The 14,309-nt window shown below is 65.0% G+C and carries 14 protein-coding genes and 1 tRNA gene; 3 read left to right on the forward strand and 12 right to left on the reverse strand.

Annotated features, from left to right (window positions below; all coding sequences use genetic code 11):
- Positions 1-236 precede the first annotated feature (236 nt).
- Genes queF through yaaA form a run of 4 tightly spaced genes read right to left on the reverse strand, consistent with a single transcriptional unit; the run spans position 237 to position 3,642 of the window.
- A complete protein-coding gene (gene queF, locus J2739_RS20160) occupies positions 237-1,094 on the reverse strand; it encodes an NADPH-dependent 7-cyano-7-deazaguanine reductase QueF (protein WP_309904893.1) in 858 nt (285 codons plus the stop codon).
- On the reverse strand, positions 1,091-1,984 hold the full coding sequence (locus J2739_RS20165) for an alpha/beta fold hydrolase (RefSeq protein WP_309904895.1): 894 nt from the start codon (positions 1,982-1,984) through the stop codon (positions 1,091-1,093). The genes queF and J2739_RS20165 overlap by 4 nt, the downstream gene beginning before the upstream one ends.
- A 33-nt stretch (positions 1,985-2,017) precedes the next feature.
- Positions 2,018-2,860, reverse strand: coding sequence for a 2OG-Fe(II) oxygenase (locus tag J2739_RS20170; RefSeq protein ID WP_309904897.1), 843 nt, complete (start codon positions 2,858-2,860; stop codon positions 2,018-2,020).
- Complete coding sequence (gene yaaA / locus J2739_RS20175; protein WP_309905295.1) at positions 2,857-3,642, reverse strand: peroxide stress protein YaaA; 786 nt, start codon at positions 3,640-3,642, stop codon at positions 2,857-2,859. Before yaaA ends, J2739_RS20170 begins: the two co-directional genes overlap by 4 nt.
- A gap of 322 nt (positions 3,643-3,964) precedes the next feature.
- Here yaaA and J2739_RS20180 point away from each other — a divergent pair, with 322 nt between their 5' ends.
- Both J2739_RS20180 and galU read left to right on the forward strand, forming a co-directional pair.
- Complete coding sequence (locus J2739_RS20180) at positions 3,965-6,835, forward strand: valine--tRNA ligase (protein ID WP_309904899.1); 2,871 nt, start codon at positions 3,965-3,967, stop codon at positions 6,833-6,835.
- Positions 6,836-6,925: 90 nt separating this feature from the next.
- A complete protein-coding gene (gene galU, locus J2739_RS20185) occupies positions 6,926-7,816 on the forward strand; it encodes a UTP--glucose-1-phosphate uridylyltransferase GalU (RefSeq protein WP_309904902.1) in 891 nt (296 codons plus the stop codon).
- On the opposite strand, the gene J2739_RS20190 is transcribed toward galU, so the two are convergent.
- From J2739_RS20190 to cysM, 4 genes are read right to left on the reverse strand one after another with little or no spacing between them, the layout of a single operon-like run.
- Positions 7,797-8,918 (reverse strand): SGNH/GDSL hydrolase family protein, encoded by a 1,122-nt coding sequence (locus J2739_RS20190; RefSeq protein ID WP_309904904.1) that lies wholly within the window; start codon positions 8,916-8,918, stop codon positions 7,797-7,799. The two genes, galU and J2739_RS20190, sit on opposite strands and share 20 nt — an antisense overlap.
- A gap of 10 nt (positions 8,919-8,928) precedes the next feature.
- Positions 8,929-9,156: a sulfurtransferase TusA family protein gene (locus J2739_RS20195; protein WP_309904906.1), complete on the reverse strand. Its 228-nt coding sequence runs from the start codon at positions 9,154-9,156 to the stop codon at positions 8,929-8,931.
- 28 nt (positions 9,157-9,184) lie between these two features.
- Complete coding sequence (locus J2739_RS20200) at positions 9,185-9,745, reverse strand: NUDIX domain-containing protein (protein ID WP_309905297.1); 561 nt, start codon at positions 9,743-9,745, stop codon at positions 9,185-9,187.
- A 5-nt stretch (positions 9,746-9,750) separates the two neighbouring features.
- Positions 9,751-10,653: a cysteine synthase CysM gene (gene cysM / locus J2739_RS20205; RefSeq protein ID WP_309905299.1), complete on the reverse strand. Its 903-nt coding sequence runs from the start codon at positions 10,651-10,653 to the stop codon at positions 9,751-9,753.
- Between the two features lie 51 nt (positions 10,654-10,704).
- Here cysM and J2739_RS20210 point away from each other — a divergent pair.
- A tRNA-Leu gene (locus tag J2739_RS20210) sits at positions 10,705-10,789 on the forward strand.
- Between the two features lie 102 nt (positions 10,790-10,891).
- On the opposite strand, the gene J2739_RS20215 is transcribed toward J2739_RS20210, so the two are convergent.
- From J2739_RS20215 to J2739_RS20230, 4 genes are all read right to left on the reverse strand, one after another.
- A complete protein-coding gene (locus J2739_RS20215) occupies positions 10,892-11,293 on the reverse strand; it encodes an RNA recognition motif domain-containing protein (protein WP_309904908.1) in 402 nt (133 codons plus the stop codon).
- 296 nt (positions 11,294-11,589) lie between these two features.
- A complete protein-coding gene (locus J2739_RS20220; protein ID WP_309904909.1) occupies positions 11,590-11,868 on the reverse strand; it encodes a hypothetical protein in 279 nt (92 codons plus the stop codon).
- Positions 11,869-12,016: 148 nt separating this feature from the next.
- The gene (locus J2739_RS20225; protein ID WP_309904911.1) at positions 12,017-12,937 is read right to left on the reverse strand and encodes an amino acid ABC transporter substrate-binding protein; all 921 of its coding nucleotides are present in this window, start codon (positions 12,935-12,937) and stop codon (positions 12,017-12,019) included.
- Between the two features lie 13 nt (positions 12,938-12,950).
- Positions 12,951-14,273, reverse strand: a complete 1,323-nt coding sequence (locus tag J2739_RS20230; protein WP_309904913.1) for a dicarboxylate/amino acid:cation symporter — start codon at positions 14,271-14,273, stop codon at positions 12,951-12,953.
- Positions 14,274-14,309: the final 36 nt, after the last annotated feature.

Below are 14,309 nucleotides of genomic sequence, written 5' to 3' on the forward strand. Positions count from 1 at the left end.
TTATTACACGGTTTTTTAAGAACCAACAAACTTTTTTGAAGTTTTTTAGAGCCCCGCCAACCACCCGATCAGCCACCAACTCACCCAAACCCCTCACCCCACCCAGAACAACCACCGAAACCCCTCAGAGCCTCAGCAATCAACCGTCTTGAGCGGAGCCCTCGATTATGACACGGTTTTCAGTCGAGTCGCAACCGGGCTCGATTTTTTCGCACTTGACGGATTCGAGGACCCGTCTACTGCCGCGCCGTCCGGATGTTCTGCGGCAAAGCCTGCGGCCAGCTGGTGCGGAAGGGGTTGATATCCAGGCCGCCTCGTCGCGTATAGCGCGCGTAGACGGCCAGCTTCGTCGGCTGGCAGCGGCGCCAGATGTCAAGGAACATGCGCTCGACGCAAGGTTCGTGGAATTCGTTGTGGTTGCGAAAGCTCACGATGTAAGCCAGCAGTCCCGCTTGGTCGATTGGCGCGCCGCTGTAGCGAACCTGGACGCTGCCCCAATCGGGCTGTCCTGTCACCAGGCAGTTGCTCTTGAGCAGCCGACTGACCAGAGTCTCGGTCACGGGGACCTCTGTCGCATCACTCGACAGAAGTTCGGGCGCAGGCTGGTAATGCGTGCACTCGATATCCAGGCGATCAAGGTCGAGCCCGTCGAGCTCATGGACCTGCTCGCGGTCGAACAGCTCGGGGGCGATCAGCTTGACGCCGATGCTCGCTGCCCGGTCGCTGCCCCGCCACACCGCTTCGCCCAGATCCGCGCGCAACCGCTCGCGCACCGCCTCCGCATCGGTGAAGACAGTGCCGTTGAAGCTGTTGAGATAGAGCTTGAAAGACTTGCTCTCGATGATGTTTGGCGTCTCACAAGGCACCGTGAAATGCGCGATCGCCAGCTGCGGCTTGCCCCGCCGATTGAGCCAGCTGAGCTCGAAGGCCGTCCACAAGTCTGCTCCGAAGAAAGGCAGCGGCCCGGTCGCGAGGCCCATGGCTTCGCGCTGCGTGCTCCGAGGGATCGGAAAAAGAAGGCCAGGATCGTACCGGTCGACATAGGCTGAGGCGCGCCCCAACTGCGACTGTTCAGGTGTGTTGTGGTGACTCATGCATGCTTCTCGACGGTCTGCATAAACGGAATGATGTGTTGCAGCAGGATGTCGCAGACGGGCGGCGGCAGATCATGTCCCATGCCGGGCACCGAGACGAAGCGGGCGCCCGGGATGCGGCGCGCGGTGTCCTGGCCGCAGGCGATGGGCACCAGCGGATCCGCCTCGCCGTGCAGCACGAGTGTGGGGCTGGAGATGCCTCCCAGCAAGGCATGACGATCGTTGTCGGCCCCGATCGCCAGCATCTGCCGCACGATGCCACCCGGCCGGTAGGCACGTCGCAGGCCGCGGGCGATACGCTCGGCCAACGTCCGTTCGTCTTCAGGGTAGGCGGGGCTGGCGATCAGCCGGACGACGCCCAGGCTGTGCGCCACCAGAGCAGCCTCCGTCCGGCTGGCTGGCCGGCGCATCAGCGCCGCGGCAACATCGGGGCGAGGCCCAGGAAGATTGCGCGCACCGCTCGAACTCATGATGCTGACCAGACTCGCGATCCGCTGCGGCGCACCCGCAGCCAGGCGCTGCGCGATCATGCCGCCCATCGATGCACCCACCACATGTGCGCGCCGGATACCCAGGCCATCGAGTACGCCGAGCGCATCGTCGGCCATGTCCTGCAGCTTGTAGGCAGAGCGCACCGGCAGCCCGATGCGATGCCGCACGCTCTGCCAGACGAGATTGCCGGCACCGGCCTCGTCGAAGCCCTGGCTCAGCCCGATGTCCCGGTTATCGTGGCGCACGACCCTGAAGCCGGCATCGACCAGTGTGCGCACGAAATCCTCCGGCCAGGCGATGAGTTGCATGCCCAGGCCCATGATCAGCAGCACCACAGGCCGGCCTTCGCCGCCGCTGTCCTCGACTTCGATCTGAATGCCGTTGGCTGTGAGTTTCATGACGTGGTCCGCTCCCTCTGACGGGCTCGACGCCTAGCGGAATTCACGCTCGCGCAACCACTTGGTCGCCACCCATTTCTCGCCCGCCAGCACTGGGGCGCCGCCATGAAGGGTGTGCGTCGCCGGGTCAGGCCGCTCGTAACTGAAGAAGACGCCGGTGCCGCGCTTGGGCGCGACTTCCAGGCCCACATCGGGGAATGTCGTAGCGCCCCCCAGCTCGGGCTCTTGCAGGTACATCACCAACGTCGCCACGCGCTGCCCCCCGCGCCGCAGGATGGTGGGCGTGCCGGGCTCGTTAGGGTCGAAGTAGTCGTAGTGCGGCCGGTACTGCGCGCCAGGCGCGTAGCGCAGGACCTGCAAGCCTTCGCCGAACTCGAGCGGCCAGCGCAGCAGCGCCGCGATGCGCTGCTCCAGACAGGCGACCACGGGGTTTTCTCCGCGTTCGAAGAACATGCCGTCGCTGGTGCGATCGACATTGAGCGCCTCGCCGCCCGTCTGCGTCTCGACGGTAAGGGAGCGTGCGAGCCGCTGGCGCGCTGCCTGGATCAGGGCCTCGCACTCCTCGTCCGAGAGCAGGTCGCCGAACACCACGACCCGCGGATGCCGCAGGGTCTGCAGCACCTGCACGCGTCGGTCGCCGGTATCGATGTACAAGGGTGCATCCGACAGATCCGGCCCGGGCATCGAGGTGCGTGCAGGCGCAACGGCCGCGAGGCGCGCCGATTGCGCCTCGACCTCTGCAAATGCCGCATCCGCAGCGTCGGCATGCCAGCCCGCATCGCGCATCGAGGCACGCAGACTGGCGATGGAATGCCCGGCTGCAAGCTGGGCGACAACCCACTCTCGCAATTCGGGGCTGATGACTTGACCCGTCACGCTGATCTCCTTCGAAACACAAAACGCTCCGGCGCCGAGGCCCTCGCGTCGAAGACATAGCCTTCGAGATCGAACTTCTCCAGCACCCGTGGCGTGGAGGCCTTGTGCAGCACGGCCCAGCGCGCCATCAGGCCGCGGGCCCGCTTGGCGAAGAAGCTGATGACCTTGTACTTACCATTCTTCCACTCCTCGAACACGCACTCCACCACGCGCGCCTTGAGCACACTGAGGTCGACCGATCTGAAGTACTCCTGGGAGGCCAGATTGATCACTACCGGCGTGCGATCCGCCACAAGCCGCTGGTTCAGGTATTCGGCAATGCGGGAGTTCCAGAAGGCGTAGAGATCCTTGCCGTGCCGATTGCCCAACTGCGTCCCCATCTCGAGCCGGTAGGGCTGCAGACGATCCAGCGGACGCAGCACGCCATAAAGGCCACTCAGGATGCAGATGCGTTCCTGCGCCCATTCGAGTTGCGCCGCGCTCAGCGTCTTGGCGTCGAGCCCGCCGTAGACGTCGCCGTCGAAGGCCAACGCGGCTTGCTTCGCGTTGCGAGCCGTACCCTTGGATGCCCAGGCCGCATAGCGCGCCACATTCAATGCGGACAGCTTGTCCGACAGCCGCATGAGCTCGGCGATTTGCTGCGGCGACTTCTCGCGCAGGATCTTGATGAGCTCGGCGGAGGGGCCTCGGGGTCCCTCGAAGTGCGGTTGGGTGGCGGGCAGGGTGTCTGGTACGGGCGTTTCGTAGTCGAGCGACTTGGCCGGAGAGAGCAAAAAAAGCATCCCCGAATTATCCGCGGCGGCAAGAAAGACGGTACGAAAGCAAAGCGCGCGGAGTGCAGGCCGGCATCGCACCCTCCTCATGGATTCCGAGAAAGGACCCAGCGGACATCGACAAACGCGCCCCCCGGCCCAAGCTGAGCCGCCGCCCCAAGCCTTCGAAAGCTATGGGCAGAAGAAGACGAGCTTCAGGCCGATTTGACAAGGTTCAGTGCGCCGGCACGATGGCCCGGGCTCCACGGGATCGGCCGCTCGAATAAAATCGGCCGCTTCCCAACCCACCCGAACGGCATCCTGCGGGATGCCGTTTTCGTCTTTGCACCCCATGAGCGACACCTTGTCCCAGCCCGGCCTCGAGAGCCTGTCCAAGTCCTTCGAACCCGCCGCCCTCGAGGCGCACTGGGGTCCCGAATGGGAGCGGCGCGGCTACGCGGTAGCGGGCTTCCGCGGCACAGGACAGCCGAAAGAGGGAGTGCCCTCCTTCGCCATCCAGCTTCCACCGCCGAACGTGACCGGCACGCTCCACATGGGCCATGCGTTCAACCAGACGATCATGGACAGCCTGACACGCTACCACCGCATGAAGGGTGACAACACGCTGTGGCTGCCTGGCACCGACCATGCGGGCATCGCGACGCAGATCGTGGTCGAGCGCCAGTTGCAGGAGCAGAAGATCAGCCGCCACGACCTGGGCCGCAAGAACTTCGTGGCGCGCGTGTGGGAGTGGAAGGAGCAGTCGGGCAACACCATCACCAATCAGATGCGCCGCATGGGCGACACGGTGGACTGGAGCCGCGAGTATTTCACGATGGACGAGAAGCTCTCGAAAGTCGTTACCGACACCTTCGTGCGGCTCTACGAGGAAGGGCTGATTTACCGCGGCAAGCGGCTGGTCAACTGGGACCCGGTGCTCAAGACCGCGGTGAGCGACCTCGAGGTCGAGAGCGAGGAAGAGGAGGGCTTCCTCTGGCACATCGCCTATCCGCTCGAAGACGGCTCGGGATCTCTGACGGTCGCGACGACGCGCCCCGAAACCATGCTGGGCGACGTCGCCGTGATGGTTCATCCCGACGACGAGCGCTACCAGGCACTGATCGGCCGCAGGGTGAAGCTGCCGCTGGTCGACCGCCTGATCCCGGTGATCGCCGACAGTTACGTCGACAAGGCGTTCGGCACCGGCGTCGTCAAGGTCACGCCTGCGCACGACCACAACGATTACGCGGTGGGCCAGCGCCATGGCCTTCCCGTCATCGGCGTACTGACGCTCGACGCCGCCATCAACGACAACGCCCCCGAGAAGTACCGGGGTCTCGACCGCTTCGACGCCCGCAAGTCGGTGGTGGCCGACCTCCAGGCCCTGGGCCTCCTCGTCGAGACCAAAAAGCACAGGCTGATGGTGCCGCGCTGCGCACGCACCGGCGCCGTGGTCGAGCCGATGCTGACCGACCAGTGGTTCGTCGCCATGACCAAGCCGGATGCAAAGGGCCAGTCGATCGCGCAGAAGGCCATCGACGCGGTGCGCTCGGGCGAAGTGAGCTTCGTGCCCGAGAACTGGGTCAACACCTACAACCACTGGATGGAGAACATCCAGGACTGGACCATCTCGCGCCAGCTCTGGTGGGGCCACCAGATCCCCGCCTGGTACGACGCCGAAGGCCAGGTGTACGTCGGGCGGGACGAAGCCGAGGCCCAGGCTCAGGCACCCGGCAAGGCGCTGACGCGCGACGAAGACGTGCTCGACACCTGGTACTCCGCGGCGCTGGTGCCCTTCTCCTCGCTGGGCTGGCCCGAGAAAACGCCGGACTACGACCTCTACCTGCCTTCCACAGTGCTCGTCACCGGCTACGACATCATCTTCTTCTGGGTCGCCCGGATGATCATGATGACGAAGCACTTCACCGGCCGAGTGCCCTTCCGGCACGTTTACATCCATGGCCTGGTGCGCGACTCGCACGGCCACAAGATGAGCAAGTCCGAAGGCAATGTGCTGGACCCAGTGGACCTGATCGACGGCATCGCACTGCCCGAGCTGCTCGAAAAGCGCACGCAGGGCCTGCGCCGCCCGGAAACAGCGTCTGCCGTGCGCAAGAACACGCAGAAGGAATTCCCCGACGGCATCGCCGCCTTTGGCGCCGATGCGCTGCGCTTCACCTTCGCCTCGCTCGCCTCGCTTGGCCGCAACATCAACTTCGACCCCAAGCGCTGCGAGGGCTACCGCAACTTCTGCAACAAGCTATGGAACGCAACGCGCTTCGTGCTGATGAATTGCGAAGGCCAGGACTGTGGGCTGCGCGAGCACACCAAGGACGAATGCGCCCCCGGCGGACCCGCACATGGCTACCTGAAGTTCAGCCAGGCCGACCGCTGGATCGCCTCGCAGCTCCAACGGGTCGAGGCCGAGGTGGCCAAGGGCTTCGAGGAATACCGGCTCGACAACGTCGCCAATGCGATCTACCAGTTCGCGTGGGACGAGTTCTGCGACTGGTACCTGGAGATCGCCAAGGTCCAGATCCAACAGGGCGGGCCCGCGCAGCAGCGCGCCACCCGGCGCACGTTGATCCGAACGCTCGAGGCCTTGCTGCGGCTGGCGCATCCGCTGATCCCCTTCATTACCGAGGCCCTCTGGCAAAAGGTGGCGCCGGTGGCCGGCCGACCCGGCGAGTCGGTGATGATCGCGCCCTACCCGCAAAGCCAGCCCGAGAAGATCGACCCAACAGCCGAAGCGCATGTCGCGCGCCTCAAATCGCTGGTCGATGCCTGCCGTACGCTGCGCGGCGAAATGAACGTCTCACCCGCGATGCGCCTGCCGCTCTATGCCGTCGCCGACACGGCAGATGGCAACGCCTTCGTGCGCGAGGCCGCGCCGGTGCTGCAGGCTTTGGCCAAGCTCAAGGAAGTGAAGGTCTTCGAAGATGCGTCCGCCTGGGCCGCGGCAGCCGAGGCTGCCCCGGTGGCCGTGGTGGGCGACGTGCGGCTGTGCCTGCACATGGAGATCGACAAGACCGCGGAAAAAGCCCGCCTCGGGAAGGAAATCGCGCGCATCGAGGGCGAGGTCGAGAAGGTCAAGGGCAAGCTCGGTAACGAAGCCTTCGTCGCCAAGGCGCCGGCCGCGGTGATCGAGCAGGAGCGCAAGCGGCAGGTGGACTTCAGCGCCACACTGGAACGGCTGCGCGACCAGCTTGTGCGCCTCGGCTGACACAGCCTGGACACGGAGAGCTTTAGTATTCGCGTTCGGCGCCGCGGGCGCGGCTCCATCCTCCAATTCACCCGACCAGACGCTAAGCCCATGTCCACTTCCACCAAGCGCATCCGCAAGGCCGTGTTCCCCGTCGCCGGATTCGGCACTCGATTCCTGCCGGCCACCAAGGCACAACCCAAGGAGATGCTGCCGGTCGTGGACAAGCCGCTGATCCAGTACGCGGTCGAGGAGGCTTATGCCGCCGGCATCCGGGACATGATCTTCGTCACCGGCCGCAACAAGCGCGCCATCGAGGACCACTACGACACCGCCTACGAGCTGGAGAGCCAGCTCGAAGCCAGCAACAAGCTGGAGCTGCTCAAGATCGCGCAGTCCGTGATGCCGGACGACATGACCTGCTCCTACGTGCGCCAGCCGCGCATGCTGGGCCTGGGGCACGCAGTGCTGTGCGCCGAGCACTTGGTTGGCGACGAACCCTTCGCGGTGCTGCTGGCGGACGACCTGATGGTCGGCCCGGAGGATGGTGAACCCGTGCTCGCACAGATGACGCGCGCCTTCGCCCGGCTTGGCGGTTCCCTGCTCGCGGTTCAGGAGGTGCCCCTGGACCAGGTCAAGCGCTACGGCATCGTGGCGGGCGACATGATCGAAGAGGGGATGGTCAAGGTCAGTCGCATGGTCGAAAAGCCCAAGCCCGAGGACGCGCCCTCACGCCTGGGCGTGGCGGGCCGCTATATCCTGACGCCAGGCGTGTTCAACGAGATCCGCAACCAGCCGAAGGGGGCCGGCGGCGAGATCCAGCTGACCGACGGCATCGCCTCGCTGATGAAGAAGGAACCCGTCTACGCCTATTCGTACCAGGGCGTGCGCTACGACTGCGGCAGCAAGGAAGGCTTCCTGCAAGCCAGTGTCGAACTCGCGCTTGCGCACCCGGAGGTCGGCGCCCAGTTCCGCGCCTACCTCAAGACCCTGGAGCTTTGACAGGCGCTGCCGGCGCCGCAACCAGCGGCTCGACGAAACGGCGCAGCTCCTCGTCCGCGATCGGCGTGATCGGCAGGTCGAAGGCTTCGCGCAGCCGCGCCACCAGCGCCTGCGCCCACAGCGCGTTCCATACCAGGCCTGCATGCCGGTCGGCGAGGAGTGCGTTGTGCGGGTCGTCGCCGATCGTGTTGGTCACGCGCAATTCAGGGCCCATCTCCACCGCCTTGTAGTCCGGCTTGCCCTCGGCATCGCGCGAGCCCCAATGGTCCTGGAACCAGGCCAGGTCGTCGAAATAGGCGAGCCGGGCGTCGCCGTCTGCCAGATGTCGGATGGCGGCATTGAAGCCATCGAGCGCGATCCGGATGTTCCGCGTCTCGGTCGCCGACTGCCAGCGATCGAAGTTGGCAGGGTCGTCCGCCTCGTTGCCGATGCCCACCAGAAGGATGCGCGTGGAGCGATGCCGGGCGTGAATCGATGCGACCGCCGCACCGATCTCGCGCGCGCAGAAGGCCGTTGCCTCGCGCAGCTCGGGCGCGGCAGGATCGCTGGCCTGCAGATCCAGCAACCCACCCCAATTGTTGAGGCCGATTCGGATCACCACCACGCCGCGCGCCCAGCGCTCCGGCTCCCGGTCCATCAGAGCGACGAGACGCGGCGCCTGCCGGAAGCGCCCACCCATCAGGTTCTTGCAAGCAGCGCCGGAGTTGGCGAAGTTGTAGAGGTAGTCCTCTTTCCGCGGCGCGCGGCCGCCCGGCAAACCCATCCATTCGCGCGCCAGCGCGACCACGCCGGGCCTACCCCAGCGCACCCAGGGGCCGAGATCCAACTGTTGGCCGCGCATGCGCGCCAGCACCTCGGTCCATTGAAAGGTGCGCGAACGCAAGCGCCCCCCTCGCTCGCTGCTGTCGGCGGGGAACCAGGCGTTGTCCTGGTAGGAGTGGCTGTTGGAATCGCCCAGTATCGCGAGCGGGAACGCACTGGGGGAAACGGGTCGGAAGGATGGGTCGTGCGGCATGCCGTCGCTCCACAAGCCCAGCACGAGCGCCCCGGCCGCCAGGACCAGCGCCAGGGCACCGGCCGCCAGTCGGACACTGCGCTTCACGGCAGCACCGTCAGCGCCGCCGCAGGACGTGGATGAAGTCGTCTCCCACCGTCTGCTGCTCGACGAGGTCGTTGCCGGTCTGCCGCGCAAAGGCCTGGAAGTCACGCACCGAGCCGGGGTCGGTGGACACCACCTTGAGCAGCTGTCCGCTCTCCATCTCGTTGAGCGATTTCTTGGCCTTCAGGATGGGCAGCGGGCAATTGAGTCCGCGGGTGTCGATTTCTTTGTGGACGTCCATCGTGTTCCTTCTGCGGGCATCCCGAATTCTAGGAGGCGGCAGCGCCGTCGGCTGTGGAAGCCGGCGGCCGCGGCCATTCCATGAATTGCGGCTCGTGCCCGCGTGTGCGCAGCCAGTCGGCCAGCGCGTAGCCGGTGCCTGCCGGCCAGCACCGCAAGGCGGCCAGGTCGTAGAGCCGGTAGTCGACGAGCTCGGGCGACAGCCGCACCTCGCCGTCGGCCAACGCGTGGTAGGCGATGATGACCTGGTTCATGCGTTGGAAGTCATAGACGCCGACGAGGTTCAGGGCAACGGCGTCGAGGTTCGTCTCTTCCTTGATCTCGCGCGCGATGCCTTCCTGCGGCGTTTCCCCCGCCTCCATGAAGCCGGTGATCAGCGCGTACATCTTGTGTGACCACGCTGCATTGCGCGCCAGCAGCACCTGCCCGCGGTATTCGATGATCGCGGCCAGCACCGGCGTCGGGTTGTTCCAGTGCGTCCACCCGCAGGCCGGGCAGCGCAGGCGCGTCTTCGGCCCACCGTCCTCGGCCAGCTCGATACGCGCGAGCTGCGTGGCGCAGGTCATGCAGAACTTGGGATCGGACAACATGGCGCTCATGCGGGGAAGACACCGGTGGACAGATAGCGGTCGCCACGGTCGCAGACCACGAAGACGATGGTCGCGTTCTGCACCTTCTTCGCGATCTCGAGTGCCACCCACAGCGCACCGGCCGACGAGATGCCCGCGAAGATGCCCTCCTCGCGCGCCAACCGCCGGCACATCTCCTCGGCGTGGTCCTGGCTCACGTGGACCAGCTCGTCGACCCGGCTGGGCTCATAGATCTTGGGCATATACGCCTCGGGCCATTTACGGATGCCCGGGATGCGCGAACCCTCCTCGGGCTGCGCGCCGATGATGCGCACCGCCGGGTTCTTCTCCTTGAGGAAATGAGAGACGCCGGTGATCGTGCCCGTGGTGCCCATCGCGCTCACGAAGTGCGTGATGCGCCCGCCGGTGTCGGCCCAGATCTCGGGTCCCGTGGTCTCGTAGTGGATGCGAGGGTTGTCGGCGTTGGCGAACTGGTCGAGCACGCGGCCCTTCCCCTGCGCCACCATCTGCTCCGCCAGGTCCCGCGCGTACTCCATGCCGCCACTCTTGGGCGTGAGCAGCAGCTCGGCGCCGAAGGCCTTCATGGTCTGGGCGCGTTCGACCGAGAGGTCTTCCGGCATGATGAGCACCATGCGATAGCCCTTGATGGCCGCAGCCATCGCGAGTGCGATGCCGGTGTTGCCCGAGGTCGCCTCGATCAGCGTGTCGCCGGGCTTGATCTCGCCGCGCTCTTCGGCGCGCTTGATCATCGAGAGTGCCGGCCGGTCCTTGACCGACCCGGCCGGGTTGTTGCCTTCCAGCTTGCCAAGGATGACGTTGCCGCGCTTCGCGTTGTCGGCCGCATCGATACGCTGCAGCGCGACCAAGGGCGTCTTGCCGATCGCATCCTCGATCGTCGGGTAGTTCACGTTTGCCATGCCAGGCACTGTGCCATAATTTTGAGCTCCCTTACTTCCCCTGCCCGGGTGGTGAAATTGGTAGACGCAGGGGACTCAAAATCCCCCGCCGCAAGGCGTGCCGGTTCGATTCCGGCCCCGGGCACCAGCGATCGAGCGACGCTGACAACTTGTCGCTTTCCCTTGGAAGCGCGGCCGCAAACAAAAAAGGCTCCCGAAGGAGCCTTTTTTTGCTGATGCCTGAAGGCGATCAGTAACCGCCGCGGCTACCGCCGCCGTAGCCACCACCGCCGCCGCTGCGGCCGCCGCCACCACCACCACCGTAGCCGCCACCACCGCCGCCGCCGTAGCCGCCGCCACCGCTGCGGCCACCACCGCCGCCGAAGCCGCCGGGCGAACGGGGCTCCATCGGACGGGCTTCATTGACGGTCAGGGCACGGCCTTCGAGCGATTGGCCGTTCAGGCCTTCGATAGCGGCGAGCGCTTCCGAATCGGTGCCCATTTCGACGAAGCCGAAGCCCTTGGAGCGACCGCTGTCGCGTTCCATCATGACCTTGGCGCTGGCAACCGAACCATAGGCCGAGAAGGCCTGTTCAAGGTGGTTGTCGCGGACGGAGTAGGCGAGGTTGCCTACGTAGAGTTTCTTGCCCATGGAGGGACTCCTAATCAAACCAAAAAAACAATCGATGGAGTCCCAGAGTCACAACAAGCAAATGATGCGCGGTGGCGCGAAACTGAACCGATTACCGGATCGCGAAGCATGTACAAAACTTCAGCGATGCCCCCCTATTGTCGCGCACATCTCACGGGACGAGCCCACTTTTCATCATGAATGCAACTTCCCCCATGAAATCCGGGCCTTTGAGACATCCAAACACGGCTGCACGAGGCGCGCCAATGAACTGCCGCTTCGCCTCAGGGGGACAGCAACCCGTGCCCCAGATCTCTTCAGGCCTTGGCCTGGGCCTCCAGCCGGCGGCTCGCATCCAGCGCATAGAGAACGGCCTTCTCGTCCTGGGCCTTGCCAGACGCATCCCCCACCGGCAGTTGGGAGGAACCGTACAGCTCACGCTCCAGCCGCTTCGCGCGCTCGGAGTACATGCGGGCCAGGGCGCCGTGATGCTCCGCTGCCGCCTGATGCTCGATGCGCGCGAGGTGCGCCTCCTCGAGCAAAGCCATGACGCGCCGCAGATGACCGTTTCGGTTGGGCTGGAAAAAATTGAACATCGGACCCTCCATCGGAAGCCAACAGGAACTCTTTTTTAGCTTCAGTCGACCCTGTGGCGCTGTAGGTACAAGCGCTCTTGTTGCTTTTTGGTCATGAATTAGTTCTCAGTTTCCGCGAAATCCGTGCAGCCGTCATCCTCCAAAAGCGTTACTCCGCCTTGATCGCCATGGTCTGGAGGATGGTTTCCAGCTGCGGGCTCATGGGCAGGTCGATGCTGGTGCCGCTCAAGGGCAGCTTGCGCAGGAACCAGCGCTTGTACTGGCGCTCGATCTCTCCGTCTTGCGCGAGGAACTGGAAGGTATCGTTGACCACCTTGGCCAGTTGCGGGTCGTTCTTGCGATACATGATCCCGTAGGGGTCGTAGGAGAGGAAGTCGCCCACCACCTGGTATTCCCCAGGGACCTTGCCCTTGCTCTGCGCGATCAACCCATAAAGCAGCACGTCGTCCGTGGCAAAGGCATCGACGGCGCCATTGACCACCTGTGCGAAGGACTCCGCGTGGTCGCGCTGCACCAGAAGATTCAGTTTGAGATCGAACTTCTGCGACAGCGCCTGCATGGTCTGCTCGTTTGTGGTGCCACGGGTGACCGCCACGCGCTTGCCCGCCAGGTCCTTGAATTCCCGGATCGGCGAACCCTTCTTCACCAGCAGCTTGGTACCCGAGACAAAGATCGTGGGCGAGAAGGCCACCCGCTTCTGGCGCTCCAGGTTGCTGGTGGTCGAGCCGCATTCGAGATCCACCTGCCCCTTCTCCACGGCGTCGATGCGCGATTCCGAGGTCACCGGCGCCCACTTGATCTCCAGGCTCTTGTGCACCGTCTCCTCGATGGCGGCCACCAGCGACTTGCAGAGCTCGATCGAATAGCCGATCGGCACGTTGCGGGGCGAGAGGTAGGAAAACGGCACCGAGGATTCCCGATAGCCCAGCGTGATGACGCCGGCGTCGCGCACCTTGGCCAGCGTCCCGCTGAGCGCTGCCGGCGTGCTGGGCGTGGGCTCGGTCTGGGCCCGGGCGGCCGTGGTCGCGATCAGGCTCGCGGCCAGCAGCAGCAAGCACAGGGGCTTCATGGCCGCTGCTCCTTCAGGCGTGCACCGGATGCGCCAGCGTCGCCGCGCTCTCGGCATCCAACGCCTTCTCGTTGGCCGCGGCGTCGCTCTCCGACAGCAGTTCGCCCTCCCACTTGGCGACGACGGCCGTCGCGATGGAGTTGCCCACCGCGTTGGTCGCAGAGCGGCCCATGTCCAGGAAGGTGTCCACCCCCAGGATCAGCAGCAGGCCGGCCTCCGGGATGTTGAACTGGTTCAGCGTCGCGGCAATGACCACCAGCGAGGCCCGCGGCACGCCGGCCATGCCCTTGGAGGTCATCATCAGGATCAGCAGCATGGTGATCTGGGTGCCCAGCGGGAGGTGGATGTCGTAGGCCTGCGCAATGAACAGCACCGCGAAGGTGCAGTACATCATGGAGCCGTCCAGGTTGAAGGAATAGCCCATCGGCATGACGAAGCTGGAGATCTTGCGCCGGACGCCGAAGCGGTCGAGCGCGTCCAGGATCTTGGGGTAGGCGGCTTCTGAGCTGGCGGTGGCGAAGGAGAGCAGGAAGGCTTCCTTGATCAGCACCAGGAGCTTGAAGACGCGGGTGCCGAGGAAGACGAATCCAGCCAGCACCAGCACACCCCACAGCACGAACAGTCCCAGGTAGAAGTCGCCCATGAAGACGGCGAACTTGAGCAGGATCTCCAGTCCGTTGACAGCCACCGTGGCCGCCATCGCGGCCATCACCGCCAGCGGCGCAAGCTTCATGACATAGCCAGTGATCTTGAGCATGGCATGCGACAGCTCGTCGATCGCGTTGATCAGGGTCTTCGCCTTTTCCCCCAGCGAAGCGAGCGCGACGCCGAAGAACATCGAGAAAACGACGATCTGCAGGATCTCGTTGTTGGCCATCGCCTCCGCGAAGCTCTTGGGAACCAGGTGACTCACGAAGTCCTTCAGCGTGAACTTCGAGGTGGCCAGGTTGGCCGAGGCGCCGATGTCAGGCAGCGGCAGCCCGAGGTTGTGGCCGGGCTGCAGCAGATTGGCCATGATCAGCCCGAGCACCAGCGAGACCAGCGAGGCGGTGACGAACCAGCCCAGCGCCTTTCCGAAGACACGGCCCACCGAGGCCGCGTCACCCATATGGGCGATGCCCACCACCAGCGTGGAGAACACCAGCGGGCCGATCAGCATCTTGATCAGGCGCAGGAACACATCGGACAGGATCGAGATGTAGCCGGCGATCTGCGCCGCGGTCTTCTTGTCCGGGAAATTGATGAAGATCATGTAGCCGATCACGATGCCGATCACCATCGCGATCATGATCCAGGCTGCCGGCGGCAGGCCTTTCTTGCGGGCGGGGCTTTTCATGGGACGTCCTTTCTCCTCAAACGATGAGCACTCGAA

The sequence above is a fragment of the Variovorax soli genome, assembly GCF_031454625.1.
GTDB classification, from domain to species: domain Bacteria; phylum Pseudomonadota; class Gammaproteobacteria; order Burkholderiales; family Burkholderiaceae_C; genus Variovorax; species Variovorax soli_A.